We start from the raw sequence: 2,376 nt of genomic DNA on the forward strand, positions 1-2,376 counted from the left end.
GAGGGGAAATGTAAAAGAAAAAGCAATCAATATTATATTGATTGCTTATAGCAAAGGAGAAATGAGTCGCATGAAAGACTCTAATATTCGTTTTTTGATACTTCTTTTTTGGAACGAGTTCCATTTAATTTCAGTGGAATGCTTAAAGTCTTCTTCAAAATCATGTTTAATATCATGAACGGTTTCTGATTCATAAAGTACACTAATAATTTCATAATTTAACTCAAAGCTACGTACATCCATATTTGCTGTTCCAATTGTTGCAATCTTATCATCAACGAGTACAATTTTCGCATGCATAAAACCATCTTTATAACTGTAAATGGAAGCACCGGCTTTTAAAAGTGGAGTGAAATAGGATTGAGATGCTTGATCACTAATAATACTATCACTTTTACCTGGATATAAAATGCGTACATCTATGCCGGATATTGCACTTAAGCGTAATAATGTTAAAGTTTCTTGATCGGGAATAAAGTATGGCGTAGCGATCCAAATAGATTTTTTGGCAGAGCCCATAACAGCTAGTAACGTATTACGAATACTTTTATCATCTGAGCTTGGTCCACTTGCTACAATTTGAACAGCACCTTCTGCATTCGAAATTTCTTTACCAGGGAAGTATTGTACATTCATAAATTGATCCCAAGAATAGTTACTTAAACCACTAGAGGCATAGAGCCAATCTTCTAGAAAGATTGCTTGTAATTTATATAATGCTTTTCCTTCTATTTTTAAATGACTATCACGCCAAACGGGAAATTTCTTTGAACGGCCGAGATATTCGTCACCGACGTTGAGTCCTCCAGTAAATCCAATTTCTCCATCTACAATAACAATTTTACGATGGTTACGATAATTGACTGTTTCAAGTAACCAAGCTGAAAAAATAGGATCAAATTCCACAATTTCAACTCCAGCTTCTTTCATAGGCTGTAAAAATCGTCTTCTTAACGTGTTACTTCCGAGTCCATCATAAAGGAAGCGTACAATAACCCCGGATTTTGCCTTCTTTATTAAAGCATCCCGAACTTTTGTACCAATCTCATCGGCTTTATAAATATAGTATTGAATATGTATATGGTGTTTTGCATGCTCAATAGCGTGCAGAATTTCTGAAAATGTTTGATCTCCGTTTGTTAAAAGTTTTGTAGTCGTTCTATCTGCGGCAGGACCGCCTCCGAATTTTTGTACTACTTCTGTTAAATGGATAGAACGCTCATGTAATGGAACTGTAAGAGAAAGTTCTAGTCGTCTTCCTTCTAATATTTCACGGAATAATTTTCTTTGTTCTTCTGAACGATGAAGATGTTTTTTTCTTCTCCAACGGCTACGACCGAAGAGGGAGTATAAAAGCACACCTACAACAGGAAGAAGTGCTAATACTAAAAACCACGCTAAGGTACTTTGAGGAGACCTGTTTTCGATAAAAATAACGAATGAAATTCCTACGATTGTGATGGACCATAGAGCACCAACAAACGTATATAACGAAATAACCGATGTATTTAATAGGAAAAGAACGATAGATACGATTGTAAATATTAATAATAATTGAACGATAGGCTTCTTCATTTCTATAAAATTCCTCTAATCTTTCTTAAATATAGACTTCTTATATAAAAGGTGTAATCTGACATTCTTATTATAAAGTGTTTTGTTTTTTTTACAAAATATAGACATTTTCCCCATGCTTTCCGCATTTGTCCTACATACAGTATATTATTACATTTTTATATAGAAAAGGGGATGAATAAAATGTATGGTCGTCCAGTTGGAGGCTTCGGACATGGCGGATTTCATGGGAGTTTTGGACATTCTCCATTTTTTGGCGGAGGATTCTTTCCTGGATTTGTAGCAGGGGCTTTACTTAGTCCTGCGTTTGGTTATAGCGGATATGGTTATCCATATTATTCAGATACTCTATACTATACGGATTATGAACAGTATCCTTACTATTCATACAACACATATTAAAGTAGGGAAATTGAAAAGGAGAGGAAGAGAAATGAACTATATACTAAATCACGGAGGATATTATCGTAATCATCATGGTGGGGGAGGACATCATCACCATGGTGGACACAATCATTATGATCATCATCACCACCATCACGGCGGCGGCTGGGGCGGCAGCTGGGGTGGCGGCTCGTGGGGCGGAGGATTCTTTCCAGGAAGTTTTGCTGGTGGAGTATTAGGAGGACTTACAGCTGGAGCGTTAACAGGTGCAGCTAGTGGTGGGGGATATTACCCAGCGCCGTATCCAGTAACTTACCCAACGCCATATCCAACACCATATCCAGGTTACCAGCAAATATCGAATCCATATTATTAAACAAAAAAAGAGGCTACCCTCTTTTTTGTTTAATAATGTAT

The 2,376-nt window shown here is 36.5% G+C and carries 3 protein-coding genes; 2 read left to right on the forward strand and 1 reads right to left on the reverse strand.

All coding sequences use genetic code 11. The features are described from left to right. Window positions 1–45 precede the first annotated feature (45 nt). Window positions 46–1,575: a cardiolipin synthase gene (locus AB3X48_RS21240; RefSeq protein ID WP_016103518.1), complete on the reverse strand. Its 1,530-nt coding sequence runs from the start codon at window positions 1,573–1,575 to the stop codon at window positions 46–48. A gap of 183 nt (window positions 1,576–1,758) precedes the next feature. Between AB3X48_RS21240 and AB3X48_RS21245 the strand changes: the two genes are divergently transcribed. Next, a complete protein-coding gene (locus tag AB3X48_RS21245) occupies window positions 1,759–1,977 on the forward strand; it encodes a hypothetical protein (protein WP_016103519.1) in 219 nt (72 codons plus the stop codon). Between the two features lie 31 nt (window positions 1,978–2,008). Next, a complete protein-coding gene (locus AB3X48_RS21250) occupies window positions 2,009–2,335 on the forward strand; it encodes a hypothetical protein (protein ID WP_016103520.1) in 327 nt (108 codons plus the stop codon). The last annotated feature ends 41 nt before the right edge of the window (window positions 2,336–2,376 follow it).

Origin of the sequence: Bacillus sp. S4 (assembly GCF_040838205.1) — a bacterium.
GTDB lineage: Bacteria > Bacillota > Bacilli > Bacillales > Bacillaceae_G > Bacillus_A > Bacillus_A cereus_U.

What these genes read in the sequence shown, in the direction of transcription:
- AB3X48_RS21240 (WP_016103518.1), bottom strand. Translation starts at nt 1,575, where the DNA reads ATGAAGAAGCCTATCGTTCAATTATTATTAATATTTACAATCGTATCT.
- AB3X48_RS21250 (WP_016103520.1), top strand. Translation starts at nt 2,009, where the DNA reads ATGAACTATATACTAAATCACGGAGGATATTATCGTAATCATCATGGT.
- AB3X48_RS21245 (WP_016103519.1), top strand. Translation starts at nt 1,759, where the DNA reads ATGTATGGTCGTCCAGTTGGAGGCTTCGGACATGGCGGATTTCATGGG.